This is a genomic window from Halomonas sp. H33-56 (genome assembly GCF_040147035.1).
GTDB classification, from domain to species: domain Bacteria; phylum Pseudomonadota; class Gammaproteobacteria; order Pseudomonadales; family Halomonadaceae; genus Halomonas; species Halomonas litopenaei.
In genome coordinates, this window is record NZ_JAMSHP010000001.1 from 990,414 (window position 1) to 1,014,036 (window position 23,623).

The 23,623-nt window shown below is 65.0% G+C and carries 17 protein-coding genes and 1 tRNA gene; 5 read left to right on the plus strand and 13 right to left on the minus strand.

What is annotated here, in order from left to right:
• The first annotated feature begins 89 nt into the window (after nucleotides 1-89).
• From NFH98_RS04520 to NFH98_RS04530, 3 genes are all read left to right on the plus strand, one after another.
• Nucleotides 90-1,625: a ProQ/FINO family protein gene (locus NFH98_RS04520; protein WP_349622281.1), complete on the plus strand. Its 1,536-nt coding sequence runs from the start codon at nucleotides 90-92 to the stop codon at nucleotides 1,623-1,625.
• A gap of 518 nt (nucleotides 1,626-2,143) precedes the next feature.
• On the plus strand, nucleotides 2,144-3,295 hold the full coding sequence (locus tag NFH98_RS04525; RefSeq protein ID WP_108131409.1) for a porin: 1,152 nt from the start codon (nucleotides 2,144-2,146) through the stop codon (nucleotides 3,293-3,295).
• A 102-nt stretch (nucleotides 3,296-3,397) separates the two neighbouring features.
• Nucleotides 3,398-4,567, plus strand: a complete 1,170-nt coding sequence (locus NFH98_RS04530; protein WP_108131410.1) for a hypothetical protein — start codon at nucleotides 3,398-3,400, stop codon at nucleotides 4,565-4,567.
• Nucleotides 4,568-4,792: 225 nt separating this feature from the next.
• On the opposite strand, the gene NFH98_RS04535 is transcribed toward NFH98_RS04530, so the two are convergent.
• Complete coding sequence (locus tag NFH98_RS04535; RefSeq protein ID WP_108131411.1) at nucleotides 4,793-6,238, minus strand: catalase; 1,446 nt, start codon at nucleotides 6,236-6,238, stop codon at nucleotides 4,793-4,795.
• 186 nt (nucleotides 6,239-6,424) lie between these two features.
• Between NFH98_RS04535 and NFH98_RS04540 the strand changes: the two genes are divergently transcribed.
• Complete coding sequence (locus NFH98_RS04540) at nucleotides 6,425-8,404, plus strand: sensor domain-containing diguanylate cyclase (RefSeq protein WP_308812403.1); 1,980 nt, start codon at nucleotides 6,425-6,427, stop codon at nucleotides 8,402-8,404.
• Nucleotides 8,405-8,561: 157 nt separating this feature from the next.
• On the opposite strand, the gene NFH98_RS04545 is transcribed toward NFH98_RS04540, so the two are convergent.
• The 12 genes from NFH98_RS04545 to NFH98_RS04600 form a co-directional block, all read right to left on the minus strand.
• Nucleotides 8,562-10,904 (minus strand): tetratricopeptide repeat protein, encoded by a 2,343-nt coding sequence (locus NFH98_RS04545; protein ID WP_197037051.1) that lies wholly within the window; start codon nucleotides 10,902-10,904, stop codon nucleotides 8,562-8,564.
• Nucleotides 10,905-11,022: 118 nt separating this feature from the next.
• The gene (locus NFH98_RS04550; protein WP_349622282.1) at nucleotides 11,023-12,696 is read right to left on the minus strand and encodes a hypothetical protein; all 1,674 of its coding nucleotides are present in this window, start codon (nucleotides 12,694-12,696) and stop codon (nucleotides 11,023-11,025) included.
• Nucleotides 12,693-14,342 carry a VWA domain-containing protein gene (locus NFH98_RS04555; RefSeq protein WP_108131414.1) on the minus strand — a complete coding sequence of 550 codons (1,650 nt, stop codon included), beginning with the start codon at nucleotides 14,340-14,342 and terminating at the stop codon, nucleotides 12,693-12,695. Before NFH98_RS04555 ends, NFH98_RS04550 begins: the two co-directional genes overlap by 4 nt.
• Nucleotides 14,339-15,406 (minus strand): VWA domain-containing protein, encoded by a 1,068-nt coding sequence (locus NFH98_RS04560; protein ID WP_108131415.1) that lies wholly within the window; start codon nucleotides 15,404-15,406, stop codon nucleotides 14,339-14,341. Before NFH98_RS04560 ends, NFH98_RS04555 begins: the two co-directional genes overlap by 4 nt.
• Entirely contained in the window at nucleotides 15,403-15,930 is a 528-nt protein-coding gene (locus tag NFH98_RS04565; RefSeq protein WP_108131416.1) for a DUF4381 domain-containing protein, read from the minus strand. Before NFH98_RS04565 ends, NFH98_RS04560 begins: the two co-directional genes overlap by 4 nt.
• Entirely contained in the window at nucleotides 15,927-16,961 is a 1,035-nt protein-coding gene (locus NFH98_RS04570) for a DUF58 domain-containing protein (RefSeq protein WP_108131417.1), read from the minus strand. Before NFH98_RS04570 ends, NFH98_RS04565 begins: the two co-directional genes overlap by 4 nt.
• Before the next feature lie 108 nt (nucleotides 16,962-17,069).
• Nucleotides 17,070-18,068, minus strand: a complete 999-nt coding sequence (locus NFH98_RS04575) for an AAA family ATPase (protein WP_108131418.1) — start codon at nucleotides 18,066-18,068, stop codon at nucleotides 17,070-17,072.
• The gene (locus tag NFH98_RS04580) at nucleotides 18,065-19,069 is read right to left on the minus strand and encodes an HAD family hydrolase (RefSeq protein WP_108131419.1); all 1,005 of its coding nucleotides are present in this window, start codon (nucleotides 19,067-19,069) and stop codon (nucleotides 18,065-18,067) included. The genes NFH98_RS04575 and NFH98_RS04580 overlap by 4 nt, the downstream gene beginning before the upstream one ends.
• Nucleotides 19,070-19,168: 99 nt before the next feature.
• The gene (locus NFH98_RS04585; RefSeq protein WP_108131420.1) at nucleotides 19,169-20,722 is read right to left on the minus strand and encodes an arylsulfatase; all 1,554 of its coding nucleotides are present in this window, start codon (nucleotides 20,720-20,722) and stop codon (nucleotides 19,169-19,171) included.
• Between the two features lie 444 nt (nucleotides 20,723-21,166).
• Nucleotides 21,167-21,243, minus strand: a tRNA-Arg gene (locus NFH98_RS04590).
• 139 nt (nucleotides 21,244-21,382) lie between these two features.
• Nucleotides 21,383-22,069, minus strand: a complete 687-nt coding sequence (locus tag NFH98_RS04595) for a haloacid dehalogenase type II (protein WP_108131634.1) — start codon at nucleotides 22,067-22,069, stop codon at nucleotides 21,383-21,385.
• 117 nt (nucleotides 22,070-22,186) lie between these two features.
• Nucleotides 22,187-22,741 carry a carboxymuconolactone decarboxylase family protein gene (locus NFH98_RS04600; protein ID WP_108131421.1) on the minus strand — a complete coding sequence of 185 codons (555 nt, stop codon included), beginning with the start codon at nucleotides 22,739-22,741 and terminating at the stop codon, nucleotides 22,187-22,189.
• 236 nt (nucleotides 22,742-22,977) lie between these two features.
• On the opposite strand from NFH98_RS04600, the gene NFH98_RS04605 reads away from it, so the two are divergent.
• The gene (locus NFH98_RS04605; RefSeq protein ID WP_286986177.1) at nucleotides 22,978-23,574 is read left to right on the plus strand and encodes a TetR/AcrR family transcriptional regulator; all 597 of its coding nucleotides are present in this window, start codon (nucleotides 22,978-22,980) and stop codon (nucleotides 23,572-23,574) included.
• The last annotated feature ends 49 nt before the right edge of the window (nucleotides 23,575-23,623 follow it).

Consider the following 23,623-nt stretch of genomic DNA (forward strand, 5'->3'; position numbering starts at 1 on the left):
ACAGACTGTGGCGACAACCCTGATAACAGCGGGGCGTGACCGGAGTCACCCCTGCAACGCGGCATTTTGCTGAGCCTGGAGGAGTCGACGTGATCGAGACACACGCAGAACACCCGTTGGAGGCGCTCGAGCAACGCACGGCGACGCTATTGGACGGACTGCGTGAGGGGCGTCGGCGCGAGCGGCAGCTGTCCAGCGAGCACCAGCGTATGGCCGACGAGCGCCGGCGCTTGGTCGAGGAGTGCGAACGGCTGGCGTCGGAGCGAGAGCGGTTGAGCGCTGAGCTGAACGCCGAATTGACCGCCGCCCGAGAGCGTCAGCGCGAGCTTGAGTCGCAGCTTGGCAGCGCCGTCGAACGCAGCGGACAGCTCGAGACGGAGCTTGAGGCACTGCGCGCCGAGCGCCAGGCGCTGTTTGAAGAAAACAGCGAACTGACCGAGGAAAATCGCGAACTCGACGAACAGAATCGTGAACTCGAGGCCCACAACGCCAGGCTGCGTGAGCGCGTCGAACATCCCGAGGCCGAGCCTCAGTCCCCCGCCTTTGTTCGTCCCAAGCGACGCGCCCAGGGCCTGGCCGCCCTGATGCAGCATCGCCCGCGTCATGCCAGTGGTGATCAGTCAGCCGACGAGACAGACGATCGGACGACTGAACAAGCAGCCGACCAGGCGTCTGACCAGACAGCGGCTTCCACAGCCGTTGAGCAAGCCGAGCAAGCCGACAAGACCTCTGCCGAGCACAGCGGTGAGCAAACCCCTGACCAAGCCTCTGACCAAGCCTCTGACCAAGCCCCTGAGCAAGCCTCTGACCAGGATGCTGAGCGAGATGGCGAGCCGGCCGGCGAGGTCGCTTCGGCTGTAACGGCCAGCGAAGCGTCCCCGGCCCCGTCCACTGACGCGACGGTGTCATCCGACGGCTCTCGGTCGCAGTCAAGCCAACAAAGCCAAGGGGCGCCTTCCGGGAACGCTGACCTCCAGGGTGATACATCCGAAGCGACAGGCTCCGACGAGGCTGGCCGCCAGGGGGATCTGGCCATCGACAAGGCGCCGTCTCCCCAGGCGCTGTTGGGTGAGTGGTACCAGCGCTATGACAAGACCTTCTTCAAGGGCCACACCCGTCCCTTGAAGGTGGGCATCCACGAGGACCTGGCGGCCAGCGAGCCCTGGCCCGAGAAGCTGGTGCGGCGGGCCCTGGCCTGCTACGTCAACCTGCCGCGGTATCTCAAGTCGGTCAGGGAAGGCGCCGAGCGTATCGACCTCCAGGGCGCGCTGGTCGGGGAGGTCGATGCCCAGGCCGCCGAACACGCCAAGCGCAAGCTGGACCGCCTGCAGGCGGAGCAGCAAGGGCGCGGCAAGGTGTCGCAGCGGCGCAGCGGCCAGGGCCGGCGGCGCGCTGGCGCAGGCAAGGGCAAACAACCCCAGGGGGCATCAAAGGCCGACCCGCAGCCCCATCGGGAAGCCGAGAGTGAACAGAGCAGCCGCCCGGCGATGTCCCAGGGGCGCGCCTCGCATCTCCACCAGCCGCAGAACGAGTCCAGGCACCAGTCTCATGGCCACGACAGCGAGGAGTCGCGGCTACAGCGCAAACTCGACGCCCTGATGGCCCGCCACAATGGTAGTCACTGACCGCGCTCCTTGGGTGTGGTCGTTGTCTGGGCGCTTTATGCCTGGTCCTGATGTGCGGTCCTCAATTGTGCGGTCCTTATGGACGGCCGCCGCCGTTGACGACTGTCGACAGTGTTCAACCCAGCTGACTTGAAAGCGTCACATCAGCGGGGCATGATGTAGTCGCTATGCCCGGCGCAGCATTCTATGCAGAATCGGTACGAGGTTAGCGAACAATGTTCGTTAAGTCGTTTTTCCGGTTCCAGCGCTGGCGGCGCCTTCGCAGGGATCGGTGTCGAATCGAGGGGCGGCGGGAACGAAAACAGTGTTTTTTTCTTGTTGCGCTCCTGAGAATCCCGGTATATGGTTGCCCTTGCGAGCATTGGACTATAACAAGGCTTCGCCGCTGTCAGGCTCGCTGCCTCGGTTCCCTGCCAGGAACCACAAGGCCAGAAAAACGAGCCGGCAACGACCGGCAAGCCAAGGCTGCCAAGCGCAGCAACGATCGAAACAGCAAGCTAGTCAAAAGGAACTCAGCAATGAAAAAGACACTGTTAGCGACTGCCATCGCCGGTGCTGCCGCCTTTACCGCCGTCAGTGCCCAGGCCGCCACCGTCTACAACCAGGACGGCACCAAACTCGACATCTACGGCAACGTCCAGCTGGTCTACGCCGGAGTCAAGGATGACGATGGCGAAACTCGTGACGAGATCGCCGACAACGGTTCTACCTTCGGCTTCGCCGCCGAGCACGTCATCTACAACGGTCTGATCGGCTACGCCAAGATCGAAATCGACGACTTCAAGGCCGACGAAATGAAGGTCGCCGGTCGTGATGCAGGCGACACCGCCTACATCGGCCTGAAGGGCAACTTCGGTGACGCTCGCGTTGGTTCCTACGATTCCCTGCTGGACGACTGGATCCAGGATCCGATCTCCAACAACGAATACTTCGACGTTTCCGACTCCAACACCTTCAAGGGTGCTCCGGGTGACGAAGCTGGCGACGCTGACGTTATCGTCGGTGATCCCGAAGGCGACAAGATCACCTATACCTCTCCGGTCTGGGGCGGCTTCCAGTTCGCTCTGGGTACCCAGTACAAGGGTGACGGCGAGTCCGAGAACCTGACCGATTCCGGTGAGGCCTCTATCTTCGGTGGTCTGAAGTACACCTACGGCGGCTTCTCCATCGCCGGTGTCTACGACGATCTGGGTATCTACGACATCGAAGATCAGTCATTCACCTACATCGCTACCGATGTTGATGGTGATAGCGTCACTAACAGTGTAGAAACGGTGGACATCGATAGCGACCTGGGCGACCAGTACGGTGTCACCATGCAGTACCAGTGGGACAGCCTGCGCGTTGCCGTCAAGTACGAGCGCTTCGAGTCCGACAACGACCTGCTGAAAGACGCTGACTACTACGCCATCGGTGCCCGTTACGGCTACCTGGACGGTATGGGTGACGTTTACGGCTCCTACCAGTACATCGACTTCGGTGGCAGCGGCTTCAGCGACTTCGACAGCGCCAACGATGACGAGAACGACGACGACAACCACAACGAGTTTGTTGCCGGCGTGACCTACAACATCTCCGACGCCATGTACACCTACGTGGAAGGCGCCGTGCGTGACCGTGACAACGACCAGGGTGACGGCTACGCCGTGGGTCTGACCTACCTGTTCTAATCCGACAGGTTTGACCCCCTAGCGTTGGAACGCTATAAACGAAAGCCGATCCTCCGGGATCGGCTTTTTTTCTGCTCTCAATCGGCAAGCATGTGAGGATCCATGAAAGACGTCACCCTACCCGCGGCGCTGCTGGCGCTTGGTGTTGCCCTTGCAGGTACCACCGTACAGGCTTCTGACAGTGCCATGACCGAGCGCTTCCGTGAGGAGAACCGCCAGCTCGATCTGACCGGCTTCTTCAAGCCGGAGAGTGACGCCCGCAGCCAGAGCTTCATGTTCGGGTCCCCCCATGCCCATGACTTCGAGGTAGAGGAAGAAGGGGTCTATCGTTTCGAGAGCCGTGTCAGCGCAGGCTATGAAGACAGCTACCAGATCGATGCGGTGCTGATGGACGATGCCGGCAACGTGATCGCTCGGGGCGAGGGCTACGGCCAGGATGGTGGTCTCCAGTTGGAGAGTCGCCTGACACCCGGCAAGTACGAGTTGCAGGTCAAGGGCACCCGCTTTGGTCGACGCGGTCGCGCCGGCGACGGCTACAGCATCGCCGTGGTGGGTCTCGATGATCGTGGTAATCGTATCGAGGTGGATGATGGCACCGGCTTGCAGTTCGTGGGCTCGGATCGTGACGGGAGCCAGAGCGCCTTTGTCACCAGTCGTGACGCCGTGGTTACCCTGGGTAGTCAATCCGGTGCCTCCGGGGCCGCCGCGACTCAGTCTGCCGCAGCCCAGTCCTCCAGCGCAGCAGCGACTTCTGCGTCTGCCTCCTCCGCAGCGGCAGCAGGCGAAGTGGCCTCAAGCGCAGGTGCCTCGGCGGCCACCACGGCGTCCACGGCCGGGGTGGCGGGTTCCTCCTCGGCGGCCGGTGCCACAGCAGGTGCAGCCGCCGGCGCTGGCGCGGCAGCCAGCGTCAGCGGTAGTGCAGCGCGCAGCGATAACCCGGATGAGCGTCAGGTGCAGAGCGTCAAGACCGACGTCAAGATTCGCGCTCGTGGTGAGGTACTGAGCTTCAACGTGGCCGAGCCGAGCAGCGTGCGTATCACCACCTCGACCTTCCCGCCGGGCGACGAAGACACCTATCGCCTGACCATGGAGGTGGCCGATGCCTCCGGGCGTATCGTCGCCGAGGGTGAAGGTCAGGGCTTCAACGGCAACGTCGATCTGACCACCCAGCTGGATCCGGGTATGTACCACATTCGGGTCACCGGTCAGAAGTTCGGCAACGCGCAGGACGGCCCCAACAACTACGAGCTCAAGGTCGTGCTCGACAACTGATATCGCGAGCGACGTATCGTCGCGAGTGGTGACAACAGGACGGGCCCTTCGGGGCCCGTTTTTTGTGCAAGACGTTGGTCTCTGGCCGGTGGGGTCGCCCGACAAGCCGAACGATGCCACCACGGTGGACACAAAAAAATACCCCCGCCTTTAGGCGGGGGCATGGGGACGTGCTGTGACGGGATTGGTCAGCGGGTGGCACTTCTCGCCTGGTGGCAAGATGGGTCAGTCACCGACCCTTGCGATGGCCTCACGGACACCGGCAGCATACTCCGGGTGGCACTTCTCGAAGTGGCCGAGCTGACGCTCCTTGATAAAGTCCGGGACACCCTGCATATGCCGGGCGATATTGCCGAACAGTCGCTCCCGCTGCTCCGGGCTCATCAATTCGAACAGGGCGCGCGGCTGCGAATAATCGTCGTTGCCTTCGCGATGGTCGTAGCGCCAGGCGTCGCCTTCCAGCGGCAGCGGCGGTTCCACTACGCTCGGGTCCTCGGTCGGTCCATCGAAGGAGTTGGGCTCGTAGTAGGCGTCGCCGTTTTGCTCTCCGTTGGCGAAGAAGCGCATCGGGCCGTCCTTGTGGTAGTGGTGGACCGGACACTTCGGCTGGTTGACCGGCAGCGCCTCGTAGTGGGTGCCGAGGCGGTAGCGGTGGGCGTCGGCGTAAGAGAACACCCGTGCCTGCAGCATCTTGTCCGGCGAGAAGCCGATGCCCGGCACCTTGTTGGACGGTGAGAAGGCAGCCTGCTCGATCTCGGCAAAGTAGTTGTCGGCGTTGCGGTTGAGCTCGAAGTAGCCGACCTCGATCAGCGGGTAGTCGCCATGGGGCCACACCTTGGTCAGGTCGAAGGGATTGAACGGCGCCTGCCTGGCCTGTTCCTCGGTCATCACCTGGATAAAGAAGTTCCAGCGCGGGTAGTCGCCGTTTTCCAGGGCGTTGTAGAGGTCTTCCTGGGTGGTCTCGCGGCTCTTGCCCACCACCTGTTCGGCCTCGGCATCGGTAAAGTGCTTGTGACCCTGGGCGGTGCGGAAGTGGAACTTGCACCACACGCGCTGGTTGTCGGCGTTGATCAATGAGTAGGTGTGGGAACCGTAGCCATTGATGTGACGAACGTCGGTGGGCAGGCCACGGTCCGACATCAGCATGGTCACCTGATGCAGTGACTCTGGCGACAGCGACCAGAAGTCCCAGGCCGCGGTGGCCGAGCGCATGTTGGTGCGCGGGTGGCGCTTCTGGGTATGGATGAAGTCCGGGAACTTGGACGGATCACGGATAAAGAACACCGGCGTATTGTTGCCGACCACATCCCAGTTACCTTCCTCGGTGTAGAACTTCAGGGCGAAGCCGCGCACGTCACGCTCGGCGTCCGCCGCACCCTGTTCGCCGGCCACGGTGGAGAAGCGGGCCAGCATCGGCGTCTGGCTACCCGGGGTGAAGACCTTGGCCCTGGAGTAGCGGGTGATGTCCTGGGTGATGGTCAGGGTGCCGTGGGCGCCCCAGCCCTTGGCGTGGACGGTGCGCTCGGGGATGCGCTCGCGGTTCTGGTGAGCGAGTTTCTCGAGAAGCTGGTAGTCCTCGAGCAGCAGAGGTCCACGGGGGCCCGCACTCAGGCTGTTCTGGTTGTCACCGATGGGGGCACCGGCGCTGGTGGTCATTGTCTTGCGGGTCATGTGGCGTCTCCTGCTCTTGGTCTGGTCCGATATAAGGTATAGACCGCTGTCGACGAAGAACAATCGAACCTTTCTATTTCGTTTATAGGAAATGGATGTTTAGCGTTACTATTTATGCTATTCACGATGCATGTAACGTATTTCGCACCACCGCCACCGGCGGTTCGACCCTGAAGGAAAGCCTTCGTGCCCAAGCTGTGCAGATTTGTCGCTTCGCTCTCGCTGCAACTGAGAATGATGACTGGCCTGGCGATGACCTGGGTTGTCGTGGTGACGATCCTGCTGGCGTGGGGCTGGTACACCGGCAAGGACCTGGTGCGTGAGGTGAACTTTTCTCACCTGCGTTACGAGACGCATCTGATCGCCGATGAGGTGACCGAAGAGATCGAGACACGCCTGGCGATGCTTGAGCGGGTGGCGTCCAGGCACCCGAGTGGCGCGTTGCTCGACCCCGGCGGTGGGGTGTTGAAGGACAACAGCGTACTGCTCGAACTGTTCGACGGCCTGGTGGTGTTCGACGGCGACGGCAAGGTGGTCACCGATTGGCCGGTGACACCGGGGCGCGAAGGGCTCGATATCAGCGATCGTGAGTACTTCAGTTTTTTGCGCGAGGTCGGGCGGCCCTACGTCAGTGACCCCATCTATGGGCGTATTACCGGGCTTCCGCTGGTGCTGATGCTGGTGCCGCTGAAGGGCGACGACGGTCGTTTCATGGGGGCTCTGGGAGGCGTAGTCGAAGTTCATTCGGGCGGTATCTTCCGACGCTTGAGCCGGGTCCGGCTGGGTGGCGAAGGCTACGCAGCCGTGTTCAGCGCCTCAGGGCAGGTGCTCTACCACCCTGACCGTCGGCGCGTGATGGGGACGCTGGGAGACCTGTCCCACAACCCGGCCCTGGACCTGGCCCTCGATGGCTGGGAGGGCGAGCGTTATGGACCTACGGTAAATGGCGAAATGACCTTTCAGGCCTACCGGCAGGTGTGGCCGGCGGACTGGATCGTCGGCGTGTTCTTGCCGGAAGGCCAGGTATTGGCGCCCTTGTGGGGCTTGCTGAAACGCCTCAGCTGGGTCGGGGTGGGTATCGCGCTATTGCTGCTGCCGCTTCTTGGCTGGATGGTTTGGCTGCTGCTGCGGCCGCTTTACCAGTTGCAGTCGCAGATCGCCCAGGTAGGCAAGGGGCTGCGTGGGCGCGTCTCGCTGGGTACCGAGATGAAGGAATTGACCCAGGTCGCCGAGGCATTCAATGCCGTGGAGGTCGAGCGAAACCGGGCGCTGAATGATCTGCGCGGACGTCAGGCGTTCCTCGACAGCGTGCTGGCGTCCTCGCCGGTGGGCATGTTCGTGACCGACACCCAGGGGCGCATCACCTACATGAATGACGCCCTGGCCCAGTTGACCGGTCGTACCATGAAAGGGCAGGACCGCTACGGCTGGGTCCAGGCGATCCACGCCGAGGATCGTGATGCGGCGATCGAGCTGTGGCGCTACAGCATGGCCTCAGGGAAGGACTTTCTGCGTCAATACCGCTACTGGCGGGCCGATGGCGAGCTTCTGTGGCTGGAGGTTCACGCCAGCCAGGTCGCCATCGATACCGAGGTGATCGGCTTCGTCGGTACCGTGAAGGACATCACCGCCCGTCGTCAGCAGGAGGCGATACGTCAGTGGGAGGCCGAACACGATCCCCTTACCGGCCTCTTGAACCGTCGAGGCTTCGAGCGTCGCCTCGAGGAGGCCATGGCGGACTGGCGCAAGTTGGCCAAGCCCTCCGTTCTGATGCTGTTCGACCTGGATCGCTTCAAGCCGATCAACGATGAGGGTGGCCATCCGCTCGGTGACGAGATGCTGCGTCGCATCGCTCGGGAAGTCGGCCGCTGTGTTCGCAGCAGCGATCACGTGGCACGCCAGGGCGGCGATGAATTCGCGGTGCTGCTGCCAAGTTGCACACTGGCCCAGGCGCAACGCATCGGCGAGGCCATCCTGGCGGTGATCAACGACACCTGTGTGGTCCACGAGGGGCGTGAATACCATGTCACCACGAGCCTCGGCATCACCGAGTTTCGTGAAGGCGATGCCGATATTCACGCCCCCATCGAACGTGCCGATGCGGCCAGCTACGCGGCCAAGCGCCAGGGGCGCAATCGCCTGGTGGTGGACGAGAGCGAGGCGTAAGGCCGGCCGCACCGACGACCCAACCAACGACCCCACCGCCAACCACCCGACGACTCTTTGGCTGTCGCATCAGCGCCTGGGCGACGTCGGTCGACGTCCGATGACGCCCAGGCACTTTTTCATCCAGGCCGAAGGGGGCAGGGCATCTTCAGGGATGCTATTGATTGCCGCGTAGCTGGCGCTCCAGCTGCCCCAGTCGTGGGTCGTCCGGGCGTAGTCGGCGCAACTCGGCCAGGGCCGACAGCGCCTGGGGGATGCGCCCGCTGGTGGCGTTGACGTAGACCAGGGCGTAGAGCAGGTCGGGATCTCCGGGTGCCTGCCGGCGTCCCTGTTCGAGTGCCGCCAGGGCCTCGTCCTTGCGTCCCAGGCGGTCCAGCATCAGTCCGCGGTTGTAGTGGGTGCGGGCGTGGTCCGGGCGCCATTCGGCCGCCTTCTCGAGCCAGGACAGGGCCTCTTCCATCCCACCCTCTTCTTGCATCCCTCCATCCTCTGCCAGCGACAGTGCCAGCAGGTAGGCCAGGTGGCCTCGATCCGGTGCGGGCATGCCATCGAGGGCGATGCCGTCCTTCAGCAGTGCTCGGGCGTCCTGTTGGCGGCCTTCGGCGCTGAGCTGGGTGACCAGGTTGGCGCGGGCCGGCAGGAAGTAGGGGTCCATCGCCAGCGCCGCACGATACTGTTGCTCGGCTTCGTCCTCGCGTCCGGTACGCGCCAGCAGTACCGCCAGGTTGAGGCGGTTGCCGGGCAGGTCGGCGTTCTGCTCCAGGCGCCGCTCGTAGTCGCGACGTGCCTCGAGAAAGGCTGCACGACGCTCTTGTGGCATGACCATCAACGAGGTGCCGGCCAGCGCCTTGACCGCCTCGTCGCGTACCGCCAGGCGTTCGTCATCGATCAATGGAAGCAGCAGCTCGACCCTGGCGCCTTCGGGGGCCTGGGCGAATACTGGCGCTGCGGCGGCACGGACCAGTGGGGACTCGTCTTGCAGCGCCTGCTCAAGCGTCGGCAGGGCGTCGCCGGCAAAGGGGGTGAGCGCGTCCACCGCGGTGGCGCGCACTATGTCCGGAGTATCGTCATCCTCAATCAGCGCCTTCAGATAGTCCGGCGCTTCAGGGCGGCCCAGGCGGGCCGACTGAAGCGCCACACCGTAGTGGGAACGACTGGCGCTGCGGCTGTCGTCACCGAACCACTCACGAATCTGCGCCGCGGCGTCGGCGGGCGACAGGTCCTGGTGGCAGCCGGTGCAGGCGTCGGGGCTACCGGTGGCCTCGGCGAGATCCGGGCGGGGCACCCGGAAGCTGTGGTCGCGACGCGGGTCCACCACCATGTAGGTGGTCTCGGGCATATGGCAGCTCACGCACTGGGCGCCTTCGCTGCCGGGGGTATGGTGATGGTGCTCGGGACTGTCGTAGTTGTTGCGCTGCATGGTCGGGAAGCGCGGCGGAGGCGCCGGGTTGTGGCACTGCAGGCACAGGCCGTTGCCCTCGATCTTTACCTCGCTGGTATGCGGGTCATGACAGTCCATGCAGCTGACACCCTGCTGGTACATGCGGCTCTGGGTGAACGAGCCATAGACGTAGACCTCGCCCTGGATCTGGCCGTCGGCGTGGTACATGCCCTCGCCCAACAGGCTCGGCAGGGCGGCATCGGTCAGCGGAGCACCATGCACCGGGCCCGCGCCCAGCATCTGGCGGCGACTGTGGCAGCGAGCGCACTGCTCGACCAGCTCGGGGGCGTCCATGTCGGCGAGATCCAGGGCAAGGCCCATATCGCCGGCTGAGGCGGGAGAGGACGCGGGAGCGACTTCGTCGGCCTGCCACCGGGCCGCCCAGTCCAGGTGATCCTGGGCGGGGCCGTGGCAACTCTGGCAGCCGACACTCTGCTCGTGCCAGGTGGTGGCGAAGCTGTCGCTTTCAAGATCGTAGTGCTTCTCGAGGTTGGTCGAGTGGCAGTCGGCGCACATGGCGTTCCAGTTCTGGTAGCGCCCGCGCCAGTGCAGGGGGTCATCCGGGGTAAACGCCTGGCCCGGGTAGAGCGAGAACCAGCGCTGCCCACCTTCGTCGGCGGGGCGCGAGTCCCAGGCGATGGTCAAACTCTGCAGTCGTCCCCCTGGCTGCTCTACCAGATACTGCTGCAGCGGGCGTACGCCGAAGGTGTGGCGGATCTCGAAGGTCTCGGCGGGGTCCTGTGGGCCTTCCAGAGTCGCCAGGAAGGTATCGCCTCGGCGGTGAAAGCGTGCCTTGACCTCGCCATCCTCGAAGCTGGCGTCGTCGAAGTCGCCCAGTACATTGTCGGGGGTGGCGTCGCGCAGCGCCCAGGCGTGGTCGGAATCCTGCCATGCCTGGGTCTCGGCCTCGTGACAGGAGGCGCAGCTTCCTTCGGGGGCGTAGCCCTTGGCTTCGGTGGCCGTCGTCGGGGGCGTTCCCTGAGGCGCCTGGGCAATGCTCTCCGGTGCGGCCAGCAACCCCGCCATCAGGGCCATGGCAAGCGCTGGTGCCGATACCATCGAAAGCGCTGGTGTCAGCGTCGACGAAAGCGCAGGTGCGGGCCCTGTGGACTCGACGCTCGGAAGGAGCGTCGCAAGTCGAGCACGCAGGCATCGAAGAAAGGATAAACGGCCAGGTTCACGCATTACGTCGGGTCACTTGTGCAGTCGGGTTCAACGCCGTCAGGCGGTCGTGGGCAAGCTGTCGGTTTGCAGAGCGCGATGATGCAAGCTCTCGTGCACTTGGCAGGGCCTGTGCCAGGCGTTGCCAGAGGGATTCTTTACTGTCCATGCCATCGCCTTCGCCGCCGCCATCCCCATCGCTGCCGCCGTCGCCACCAGTATCGCGAAAACCTGCCGCTGGCTTGGCGATCTCGCGATCGGGACCGAGGCGGGCGCGACACAGGGCGTCGAGTCGGTTGGCAAAGCGGGCGCGCGCCTCGCTATTGCTGTCCAGATGGGGTTCCAGGGCCTCCCAGTGTCGGCGCACCGCGACCAGGTCGCGGGCATCGAGGGATCGCTTCAGGCGATGAAGCCCGGCCACGCCGCTGGCCTCGCGACGCTGGCGCTGTTGTTGCTGGTGATATTGCCAATGCGCACGCACCTTGGCACCGATGGCAAGGCGCCGCCACAGCCAGGCGGTGAGCGACACCAGCAGCACCAGTCCCAGCAGCCAGGGCAAGACGCCGAGAACGAGGCGCGACCAGTCCTCTGCGCTGCGAGCGGCGCGGGGTGCCGAGACGCTGACCTCGAGTGGCGCAAGCTCTGCCTGCTCCAGGCTGTCGCTCTCGGGATCGTACCAGCGCAGCGAGACTCCGGGCAGAGAACTCTTGCCACCGGTTTCTGCCACATAGGTCACGCGGTCGGTACGGGTGCCGCCATCGCTGGACTCTTCAAGGCGTGGTGTCTCGGGATAGACCCCGAGCGGGGCCATCGCTGTCTCGTCGCCTGCCTCCTTGGCCGGTGCAGACAGCAGGTCGGGCAGCAGCAGAGCGCTGCCGCCGCTCAGTCGCGCGGTGACCGTGCGGGTGACGCTGTCGCCGGCCTCGAGCTCGATGGGGCCGCTGTCACCGTCGGCACCGTCTTGCTCCGGTGACTGTCGGTCGTCGCCCGCGTTTTCGGTGTCGTCAGCATCACCATCGTCTCCTTTCTGGCCCTGCGCCTGCTCACCGTTCTTGCCATTCTCTCCGTTCTTGCCGTTCTTGCCGTTCTTGCCGTTCTCACCCGCTCGCACGATCTCGAGCGTCTGGGTCAGCTCGATGTCGCGGGCCGACAGATAGGGCTCGAGTCCCTCGGCGGCCTCGGGCAGCTGGGCCGTCAGGGTCACCGGTGGCAGGGTGAGGCGTTGCTGGGTCGGGGAGTTGTCCTCGGGAGAGGCGTAGGTGACCTCGAGGCTGCCGCTGCCCAGTTCGAAGCGTCCGGCGGACAGTGGCGTCAGGCGATAGCGGCGCGATACACCGGACCAGGTCTTTCCATCGACGCGCTGGCTGGTCGGGGTGGTGGCGCGATCGCCCAGGGTCACCCTGAGCCCCGGCTGGTCCAGGCTCGGAAAGGTGACAGGCTCAGGCATCCAGGTGGGTACCAGCACCTGGACACGCAGCTCGGCGCTGTCGCCGGGCGCCAGCTCCTGCGGCTCGAGCTCGACCGTGAGCCGGACCGGGGACGAGCTGGTATTCGCCGCTGTCGCTGCGGCCGAGCAAAGTGTCGACATCAGCGCCAGCGACGACAGCAGCAACGACAGCAGCATGAGCCCCGCCAGACTCGGCGCACTCTTGCCAGGGCGCGAGGCGCGGCTGACTCGACGTGGGTTCATGGCGCCGTCTCCCTGTCGTTGTCGCTATCACGATCACTATCGGTCCCACTCACGGAGCTAGCGGGAGCCTGCGCCTCGATGGCGAAGCGCTGGCGTAGGAAGTCGCTGGTATCGGTGTCCAGGGTCTCGATCCACTGCTCGGCGGTGATCTGCTGGCCAGGTTTCTCCACCGGCTGTTCGGTGTCCTCACCCCGGGCCTCTTCATTGTCGAATACCACGTCGTCGGCGCCGATGCCGAGCTCCTCGCCGGTATCGGACTGCTCACGGGTGTCCTCGACGTAGGCGAGTATCTCCCTGGCCAGTTCCAGGTTGCGTTGACCTTCGGGATAGTCGGGGTCGCGCTCGAGCACCGTCTCGAAGGCGTCGATGGCGGGGCGGTACTGACGATTCTTGATCAGCGCCAGACCCTGGGTGAAGGCAGCATCGGCGCTGTCGAGCCGTTCGAGCACCTCGACCGCCGCCTGGTACTGGCCATCGCGGTAGAGCGCATAGCCGAGCCAGGCCGGATCCTCGAAGTGGCGGGCCGCACGGCCGTAGTCGTTGTGTTCGGCCCACCATCGGCCCTGCTGGTCCGGCGTCAGAAAGGCGTCTGCGAGGCCTTGGGTCAGCCTTCCCGCCAGGCTGGTGTCGAGGGTCTCGGTGGCCCTGGACGCCTCCTGGGCCAGGGCCGGCGTGACGGGCCCGGCCCACAGCACCGGCAGCAGCGCCAGGCCGGACAGGCCGAGCTGCCAGCCGCGGCGAAAGCCCAGTAGAGCGAGCAGTGCCGCCGGCCAGGCCAGCCATACGCCGCGATCCTCCCAGGCCAGGCGGTCGTCATCGCGTAGCGCCTGCTGGTAGGTGGCGGCCAGACGGCGGGTGATCTCGTCCACGTCGGCGTCGTCAACGCTCAGCCCCACGCGGGTCGCGCCTGCCACCGACGCCGTGCTTGTCCCGGAGCTGCGGGGAGCGTTCACGTCCAGCACCAGCAGGGTGTCATCCTCGCCGAGACCGGCCGTGACGGAACCCTGCGCGGTGACGCCGTCGCTCACCAGCAGTACCGCGCCGGGAAGCCCTGCGTTGTCGCGTCGAGCCCCGTCGAGCACGCTGGCGGCAAGCGCCAGCGCTTGCCCGGCGGCGTCGCCGTCTTCCGGCATGACGTCGCTGGAAAGCCCCTCGAGGTAGGGCGTGACCAGCGCCGGGTCGTCGGTCAGCGGCACCACCTGGTGGGCACTGCCGGCGTAGGCGATCAAGGCGGTACGGGCGCCGTCGCGACGTTCGAGCAGGGTCTGGATCTTGTGCTTGGCGCGCTCCAGGCGGCTTGGTGGCACGTCGCTCTGGTCCATGCTGGCGCTGACCTCCAGCACCACCACCAGCGGGGCGCTCTGGGCGATCAGCGGGTTGGGCATGCGCGTCCAGGCGGGACCGGCAACGCCCAGGATCAGCAGGATGGCGAGCAGCGCCAGGGTGTCCAGCGGCCGCAGTCGGCGGCGGTCGTGCCCATCGGCACGCAGGGCAGATGCCAGGTGGGGGGCAAAATGGTCACCGCCGATGTCCGCCGAGGGGGTCCGGCGGCGCCACCACCACAGCACCACCACCAGCGGCAGCAGCAGGCACCACAGTGGACGCAGCAGGTGCAGCGCGGAGAGACCGTCGAGCCATTCGCTCATGGCGTGCCCTCCTGCGTGTTGTCGCCGCGGCTGGTATCAGGGTGTTCGGCGACGTCTGTCCGGGTATCTGCCTTCCCGCCAGCGGGAGCGCCAGCCGTCCGTGAGCGGACCAACTGCCGGCGATCGAGCGCCAGGGTCAGCAGCACCAGCGCCGCCGCCAGAGCGAGCGGCCAGTGACTCAGCGAGCGGTGCTCGCGATAGCTGTGGGTGGCGACCTCACGCGGTGCCAGTTCATCGATCCGCGCGTAGATGGCGGCAAGTGCCTGCTGGTCGGTGGCGGTGAAGAAGGCGCCGTCGGTGGTCTCGGCGATGGCCTCGAGGGTTTCGCTATCGACGCGGTTTTCGCCGCTGCCCTGAGGATCACCCATGGCGATGGTGATCACCCGCACGTCGCGCTCGGCGGCGATGGAGGCGGCGTTGATGGGGCTCATGCGGCTGCCGGTGTCGGCGCCGTCGGACAGCAGGATCAACAGCCGCTGTTCCACGTCGCTTGCCTCGAACTGGCGGATGGCCAGACCCATGGCGTCACCCAGCGCGGTATGCGGGCCGGCCATGCCGACCTCGGTCTGGTCGAGCAGCGTGGTCAGCGTCTTGAGGTCCTCGGTCAGCGGCGCCTGGACGTAGGCCCGCGAGCCAAACACGATCAGCGCCAGACGCTCGCCCTCGCGATCGGCGACGAAGTCGGCGATGACCTCCTTGACCGCCGCCAGGCGCTGGCGGGGCTCACCCTCGGCATCGATCAGGTCGGACTCATCCATGCTGCCGGAGATGTCCACCGCCAGGATCAGGTCGCGGGCGGCGCTCTGCCAGACGATGGGTTCGCTGAGTTTCTCCGGACGGGCCAGGGCCAGCACGATCAGTCCCCACACCAGCGGCTGTGTCAGCCGAGCCAGCGGCGAGCGCTGGCGGCCGCGCGGAACCGAGACACCGGCGGCCTCCACCAGTCGCTGAAAGAACGGCAGGCGCAGCGCTGCCAGCCGTTGGCGGTGGGCTGGCAGCAGCCAGTAGGCCAGTAACGGCAGCGGCAGCAGGGCCAGCGCCCAGGGCGTCGCCAGTTCGATCATGACGCCGACTCCTGGGGAATATCGCGACGGTGGTGGCGGATCCAGCGTCGGCTCAGTGCCACGAGTTCCGCCGATGGGGGATTGGTGCCGTCTGTCGGGGTGGCCCGGTAGGGCGCCGTGGACAGCTCCTGGCCCAGCGGGCCGTCGAAATGCGGGGTGCGTCTGTCGCCCAGGCTTGCATCGAGAAAGCGCCACCAGCGCTGGCCGGTCAGGCCGGCGACACGCTCTCGCGGATAGGCAGAGAGGGCGGTCCGCCTGAGGATCTCCGCCAGGGCGATCGCTCCTTCGTCATCCAGGCGCTGGTCGAGCTCGATCAGGGCGGCGCGGCGATAGGCATCGGCACGCCAGCGCAGATACCGACGGATGCCCCATAGCGCCAATAGCGCCACTATCACGACGGCCAGCAGCGACCAGCCCCAGGTCTGGGGTATCCAGGGGATCGCAGGGGGAACCGGTGCCTCGGACAGCTGATCGATCAGGTCGGGCAACATCACGATATCGTCGTTGCTCGCAGCGGTACTCATCGCGGCCCCCCTGTCGCCGGGTCATCGCCAGCGTCTGAACCAGCAGCACCCTCGGACGGCAGCCCCAGTAAGGTACGCAGCTGGGGCAGGGTGGGGGAGCCCGCAGACAGCGACGCCAGGCCGACGCCAAGCTGTCGTGACCAGCGCTCAAGCTGCTGGCGGCGCTCCCTGGCCACGCTTTCCAACGCCCGGCGCTGATCGGCGTCGGAGGTATCAAAGCGGGCGTGGCGTTGACCGTCGGTGGCCACGCAGGCGAGGTCGTCAGGCAAGCGCTCGGACAAGGGGTCGCTGACCGCCACCAGCATCAGGTCATTGTGGCGGCGGATGGCGCCGAGCAGTGCTTCGGTGCGCGGGCCCGGAACGTCGAAATCGCTGAGCAGGATGATCAGGTGGTCACGGCTGGCCAGGCGTGCCACCGACGTCAGTACCTGATCCAGCGAGGTCGGCGCGGGTGCCTTGCGCTGTGGATGCAAGGCCTGGTTGGCCTGGGCCAGGGCGCTCAGGTAGCGCATCAGCTGGGCCCGGGAGCGACGCGGTCGGAACTCTTCGACGGCCTCGTCGCTGACCACGATGCCGCCCACCCGGTCGCCCTGCTCCAGCACAGCGAAGCCCAGCAGCGCGGCGGCTTCGGCGGCGGTGACCGACTTCATGGCGTGGCGGCTGCCGAAGAACATCGACATGCGCTGGTCGACCACCAACAGGGCGGGGCGATCGCGCTCTTCGGTGAACACCCGTACATGGGGAGTGCCGGTGCGCGCGGTGACCCGCCAGTCGATGTTGCGCACGTCGTCCGATGGCTGATAGTCGCGTAGTTCAAGGAAGTCCAGGCCGCGCCCCCGGAGGTGCGAGCCATGGCGGCCATTGAGCACGCTGCGAGCCGGCTGGCGCGGCAGCAGTCGCAGGCGGCGGCCCTGGGGTTCCAGCGCCGTCAGCTGGGCCAGGTCCAGGTGCACGCGCGGATCCAGCGTGGTTCGCTCCGTGGAGCCGGGCACCGTCCGGGAAGCCGGGTGTCTGGCGAATGGCAGGCGCATCGATACCTCTTGTCCAGGGATCCGTCCCTTGCCGGGGCGAGGCTCACGCCGTGGCGAAGTCTGGCGGCTAGAAGGCGTGTACGGACCGGGTTTGCACGAGACCAGGCCTCAGGGGAGCGCCACGCAGCCAAGCAGGGTGGCGACCGCGTCGTCGGCGCTGAAGCCCTGGCCCTGGGCCTCGAAGCTCAGCCCGATGCGGTGGCGCAGCACCTCCGGAGCCACCTGCTGGACGTCCACCGGATCCACGTAGTCGCGGCCTTCGAGCCAGGCGTGGGCGCGGGCGCAACGGTCGAGCGCCAGCGAGGCGCGCGGGCTGGCGCCGAGTTCGATGTAGCGGGCCAGGTCGTCGCTGAAGTCCGCCGGGTGACGGGTGGCGTCCACCAGCGTAGCCATGTACTGCTCCATCGGCTCGGCCACGTGCAGGGCGGCGATCTCGCGGCGGGCGGCGAAGATCGCCTCCTGGGCCAGGGCCACGGGGACCTGAGCAGGAGCGTCGCCGGCGGCCGGGCTTGCCTCGCGATTGTTGGCCTGCTCTTCCTGACGCACCAGGCGAATCACCTGAACCTCTTCCTCGCGGCTGGGGTAGTCGACCCGCACATGCATCATGAAGCGGTCCATCTGCGCCTCGGGCAGCGGGTAGGTGCCTTCCTGCTCGATCGGGTTCTGGGTAGCCAGCACCATGAACAGCGCCGGCATCTTGTGGGTCGTGCCGCCCACCGTGACCTGGCGCTCCTCCATGGCCTCGAGCAGGGCCGACTGTACCTTGGCCGGGGCGCGGTTGATCTCGTCGGCCAGCACCAGATTGGCGAACAGCGGGCCCGGGTGAAAGCGGAATACCGCGCCTTCCTCGCCCTGATGGTAGACCTCGCTGCCGGTCACGTCGGAAGGCAGCAGGTCGGGCGTGAACTGGATACGACTGAAGTCGGCCTCCAGGTGGCGCGCCATGGCCTTGACCGCGCGGGTCTTGGCCAGTCCCGGCAGGCCTTCGATCAGCAGGTTGCCGCCGGCCAGCAGGCCGATCACCAGCCGCCGAATGACGTCGCGCTGGCCGATGATCGACTCGCCGATGGCGGCCTCGAGTCCCTTGATGTCGTCGTTGAGGCTCATGGTTTCTCCGGGTAAAGGCGTTGCCAGTCGCGGGCCATGTCGATCAACTGCCAGTCGCGCGCTTCAGCCTGTTCCAGGCCATCGGCCAGGCGTCCGATATGGCTGTCGCTGTCGTAGGCGACCTCGCGCTCGCCATCGGTGTGGTGAACCAGCACGCCAAGGCGCGGGCCTTCGCCCTCGGTGGTCCAGATCAGCATCGGCACGTCGCCGTCTGAGTTGCCCACGGCGAGAATAGGGCGCTGGCCCAGATGGCGGTTGATCGATATCACCTTGCCGGGGCCGTCATCGAGCCAGATGTCGCCGCCGCGCTTGTAGAGCTGCGGATCGTCTTCGAGATCGACCAGTTCCATCTCGCCGGTACTGCCGATGATGTTCTGGGGCGGCACGCCATAGACGTCGCTGGCGAAGACGCGCATGAACTCGAGCCCGCCACCGGAGACGATGTAGGTCGAGAAGCCGTGGTCGCGCAGATAGCCGAGCAGTTCGAGCATCGGCTGGTAGACCATGTCGGTGTAGAAGCGGCCGGTCGCGGGGTGGGTGGCGTTGGCCAGCCAGTCGCTCACGTCCTGCTGGAAGTCACTCAGCGACAGGTCCTGGTGGGACAGCGACAGCAGCGCCTGGATGCCTTCCTCGCCTGCCTCCAGCAGGGTGTCGATGTCACCTTCGGCGGCGGCCTTCTTGAGCGGCGTGTCGAGCGCCTCGGGGTCGGCCTCGCTGGCGCGGTCCAGGGCGTAGAGCAACTGGGTGTAGGCGGGCTGTTCACTCCACAGGGTGCCATCGTTGTCGAACACCGCGATGCGTCGCTCCTGTGGCACGAAGTCTTCGCTGTCCGGATCGCTGGTGGTCTCGACAAAGTCGACGATGGTGCTCTTGCTGTGACCGGCATTCCAGGAAGGCAGCGGGTCGGCCAGTGCCATCGCAGGAAGCAGAGACAACAGTACCGCGGGCAGCAGCGTTGCCAGTGACTGTCGTTGGAGGATGCTCGGATTAGGGGGATTCATGCACTCGGTTCCTTGAGAGAATGGAAGGGGCTCTTCGACCCGTCTTTTTTCACCGACGAGCCGCCCCCGGGGGAGCGGCTCGTGGCGTTCAAGCCGGCGTTAGTGAACGCTGGCGGGTTGTTCCAGGGCTTCCATTACCTGATCCAGACTGAAACTTGCTGCCTTCATGCGTGGCGGAAACTCCTTGAAGGTCTCCAGGAAGTTTGCCACATAGGACTGGGCGGGCAGGGCCAGGAAGGAGTGATCCAGCAACCAGTCATAGTAGGTGTTGGAGGTCAGCTGAGCACGCTCGTAGGGATCGCGGCGAAGGTTGAACATCAAGGGGACACGCAGCGGGGTGAAGGGGTTCGCCCACACTTCGAAGGTACCCTCGATGCGCTGCTCCATGAACACCAGCTTCCAGTCATCGTAGCGCAGCGCGGTCAGGTCACCGTCATCGGAGAAGTAGAACACCTCATGACGGGGGCCTTCCTCACTTTCCCCGGTGAGCAGGGGCAGGAAGTTGTAGCCGTCCAGATGTACGTTGTACTCGCGACCGATGGCCTGAACGCCACCCTCCAGCAGGTCCTGCTTGATGGAATCGTTGCCGACGGCGGCCATGAAGGTCGGCATCCAGTCCATGTGGTGCATGACCTCGTTGGAGATGGAGCCTTCCTCGATCTGACCTGGCCAGCGGACCATGGCGGGTACCCGCCAGCCGCCTTCCCAGTTGGTGTTCTTTTCACCGCGGAATGGCGTCATGCCAGCGTCGGGCCAGGTATTCATGTGCGGCCCGTTGTCGGTGGAGTAGAACACGATGGTGTTGTCGGCGATGCCCAGCTCGTCAAGCTTGTCGAGGAACTGGCCCACGTGCATGTCGTGCTCGACCATACCGTCGGCGTATTCGTTCTGACCGGAGATACCGCGCAGCTCGTCCTTGACGTGGGTACGGAAGTGCATGCGGGTGGCGTTCCACCAGACAAACCAGGGGGTGCCCTCGGCGGTCTTGCGCTCGATGAAGTCCAGCGCCGCGGCGGAGGATTCCTCGTCGATGGTCTCCATTCGCTGGCTTGTCAGCGGTCCGGTGTCCTCGATCTGCCCGTCGGCGCTGGACTTGATTACCCCACGGGGGCCGAAGGCCTCGCGGAAGGTACGCCCGTCCGGCATTTCCATATCGGCAGGGTAGTCCGGGTGCTCGGGTTCTTCCTCGGCGTTGAGGTGATAGAGGTTACCGAAGAATTCGTCGAAACCGTGATTGGTCGGCAGGTGTTCGTCGCGATCACCCAGGTGGTTCTTGCCGAACTGGCCGGTGGCGTAGCCTTCGGCCTTGAGCAGGGCGGCGATGGTCGGGTCCTTCTCGCTGATGCCCTGAGCGGCGCCCGGCAGGCCGACCTTGGATAGCCCTGTGCGAAACACGCTCTGGCCGGTGATGAAGGACGAGCGGCCGGCGGTGCAGGACTGTTCACCATAGTAGTCGGTGAACATCATGCCTTCGTCGGCGATGCGGTCAATATTGGGGGTCTGGTAGCCCACCAGACCGTGGGTGAAGGCCGAAATATTGGACTGCCCGATATCGTCGCCCCACAGCACCAGGATGTTGGGTTTGGACGAGTTCCCGTTGTCCTGCTGCTGGGAGTCATTCTCCTGGGCAAGCACCGACGTGGACATCGTCATGATAAGGCTGGCCGCTAGATAACCGCTCCAGCGTTGCGCTCTGTTGCGATAAGGATTGAATGCGAACACCGTCTGTCTCCCTGACCCGGTCACGTACGACGATGACCAGTGATTTGACGCGATGAGAGGCTCCAAGGGAGCCCGATCGAACGAGTATAGGAGGAGTTGTTGACGATTCAGTGCAACAGAAGAGGTAAGGCGGGGGAGGATAATCAGGGTAAGGAGAGAAAGCGTCTCATTGCGGCGAGAAAGTCCGATGTTGGCGGACGTTTCGCGTCAAATACAAGGAGTTGCTGGATTGTCGTATTTTTGTAAAAAAGTGTTTTGATGACGCGGTCGACGTCGGTACAGAAATTGGAAGGGCGTCGAACGAAAGATCAGATAGAAAGGCTAGACAGAAAAGCCAGAAAGAAAAGACAGACAAGATACAAGAAAGACAATCGATGGCGCGCCCGGGAGGATTCGAACCTCCGACCACCTGATTCGTAGTCAGGTACTCTATCCAGCTGAGCTACGGGCGCGCAGATGCCGCAGGGGATGCGGCGTCGAGAGGCTGCGCATGGTAGAGCAAAGAATGTGATTTCGCAAGGTGTCTTCGGGAGGCAGTACCAGGCCCGGCCTGCGGGACTGGCCGCCGAATCAAGTAGCGGAGCTGCTTGATCAGGAACCAATCAACCGATCCGCCAACTTGCCGATATCGTCGACGCTATAGTCCGGTACCGGGACGCCGTCCGCCGGCAACATGGCGTTGTAGGGTCGTAGCACCAGTGCACCCTGCCAGCCGGCGGCCTGGGCGCCGATGGTATCCCACAGGTGGCAGGCAATCAGGCACAGTCTAGATGGCGGTGTCTGCATGGCCTCGGCGACCTGGGCGTAGGTGTCCGGCGCGGGCTTGAACTTTTTGACCTGGTCGACGCTGAACGAGCGCTCGAAATACTCGGCCAGTCCTGCCTTTTCCAGCGGCGTGGGGCCAGCGCCCGGTGCCGAGTTGGTCAGGGTGACCATGCGAAAGCCGGCCTGACGAAGCCGCTCGAGTGCCGGGGCCACGTCGGAGTGCGCCGGCATGGAGCCGATGCGCTCACCCAGTTCGTCGAGATCGTTCTGCTCGAGGGTGACCCCGTGAATCTCGGCGGTCATGCGCAGGGCGCCTGCGCCGAGTTGGCCGAAGGGCGTATAGAGACCCGACAGGGTCATCGACTGGGAGTAGAGGATCAGCTGGGCGAACCATTCGCGCAGCATCGCCGGGTCGCCGAACAGCCGATCGAACAGCGGCTCAAGGTGGGTCAGGTCGAGCAACGTTTCGTTGACGTCGAAGACCAGCACGTCGGGGCGTTCTGGGGCAGTCATGGCGTCTCCTTGATCGAGCCCGTCGCGATCGACGGGGCCTTCGGTGGCCTCGGCCAGGTACCACGACCAGGCACCACGACAGGACGCCACAGTAGCGTCCTGTCGATAGGGTGGTCGTTACTCGGCCTTCTTCCAGTCGAACTTGGCGAAGGGTTCGTCCACCGGGGTGTTGGCCAGGTGATTGGTGTAGTTGCTCATGACCTTCTGGGACAGGGCCAGGATCACTTCGAGCACCTGGCGCTTAGTGTAGCCGGCGTCGAGGAAGGCCTGCACGGCGTCGTCATCGACGTTGCCACGTTCGCGCACGACCGACAGGGTGAAGGTACGCAGCGCTTCGAGGCGCTCGTTGGGCAGCGGGTCTTCGTTGCGCAGGGCGTCGGAGACGGCGTCATCCACTTCCATCTGCTTGGCGATGGCGGTGTGGGCCGGCACGCAGTAGTGACAGTTGTGCTCGACGTTGATGGTTTGCCACACCACGGTGGTTTCCTCGGCATCGAAGGAGGAATCCAGAAATAGCTGGTGCAGGCGCTGGTAGCCTTCCAGCAGGCCCGGTGCCTCGGCCATGACCGCGTGCAGGTTGGGGATCATGCCAAAGGCGTTGACCGAGTTGTCGAGCAGTGCCTGGCTCTCTTCGGGGGCGCTTTGCTTGTCGTGGAGGCTAAAGTCGGTCATCGGGTTCTCCTGTGTGATGGCGCCTGTGGCAAGGCCGCAGACCGTTGCAGACCGGGGCGTTGCACGCGCCATTGATTCCGAATTTTTTGAGCGATTGCTCAAAATTGGCCGCCAGCAGGCCCTGCTGAAAGCCGTTCGGGCACACTCTAGCTATACCTGAGCGATCACTCAAGTTAAAATTTGAGCAGTTGCTCAATTTTCTGAAGGCCGTACCGGCCACGACACCGGACCCATCCATGCCGCGCGCGACACTACACAACCGTCAGGATTCGCTTGAACGTGCCCTGCACCTGTTCTGGCAGAAGGGGTTCCACGCTACCTCGCTCAAGGACCTGGAACGCACCCTCGATATGCGGCCGGGCAGCATCTATGCCGCCTTCGGCAGCAAGGATGCGTTGTTTCAGGAGGCGCTGGAACGCTATGCCCGGCTCGGGCTGGTCGAGCTCGAGCGTACCCTGGCCGAGTACGACTCGCCCTTGGCGGGGCTGGCCGCCTACCTGCGCAAGCTGGGCTGTCTGCGGGACCAGGAGCTTCCCAGCCGGGCCTGCATGCTGGTGAAGAGCCTGCTGGAGTTGGGCGAGCGAGAGCAGGCGGCGCTGGGCAAGGCCGAGGCCTTGCTCGAGGCCATGGAAGCCGGCTTCGTCGAGCAGTTTCGCGCAGCCAAGGACGCCGGAGAGCTTGAGCCGAGCGCCGACCCGGTGCGCCTGGGACGGCGGCTACAGGCCGAGGTGATGGGTCTTCGCGCCTACGCCCAGCGCGAGGTCGATAGCCAGGCGGTGCACGCCCTGGCCGACGATATGGCCCGGTCGATCGAAGCGCTGCGGCTTCCCTGATAGCGGCGCGCCTGTTCTGATCGAAGCGCTGCGGCTTCCCTGATAGCGG